Annotated in this window: 1 protein-coding gene; it reads right to left on the bottom strand. The window is 65.4% G+C overall.

From position 1 onward, the window contains the following. Nucleotides 1-291: FAD-binding protein (locus tag ACT3UQ_RS19750; protein ID WP_444637825.1), on the bottom strand; the 291-nt coding region annotated here is incomplete at its 3' end. Nucleotides 292-456: the final 165 nt, after the last annotated feature.

Here is a 456-nt window from a genome sequence, read left to right as displayed (position 1 = left end):
CGCGATGCAGGAATTATGGCTGGAGCACCCGCCCATCACCTTGGCCCGGGAATGGCGCATGAAGGAGTTCCCGTTCTCCTGCGCCTCGATCGGGTAGTCCCAGTCCAGCCCGGATTCGAGCAGTTCCATCCAGCGGTTCAGCTGCAAGACCTCCTCAAGACCCCGGTCATCGGGGCCGGCCTCCACCAGCGCGATGCGTACCGCCGGGTCTTCGCTCAGCCGTGCGGCGGCCGCGGCGCCGGCCGAACCGCCGCCGATGACGATGTAGTCAAATTCGTTAGTGTTGCTCATAATCCTCAGTTTCCCTCTTCGCTACTTCTGGGCGAACCAGCCGGTGACCTGCGGGTCCAGATTCTGGTAGATATGCTTGGCTTCCTGGTACTCGCCCAGCCCGGTCGGCCCCAGCTCGCGGCCGACCCCGGACTGGCCGAAGCCGCCCCACTCGGCCTGCGGCAA

The sequence above is a fragment of the Glutamicibacter sp. AOP12-B1-11 genome (assembly GCF_052379245.1).
Lineage (GTDB): Bacteria > Actinomycetota > Actinomycetes > Actinomycetales > Micrococcaceae > Glutamicibacter.
The sequence above is the reverse complement of the archived record's forward strand: the minus strand, read 5'-3'. Positions and strand labels throughout refer to the sequence as shown.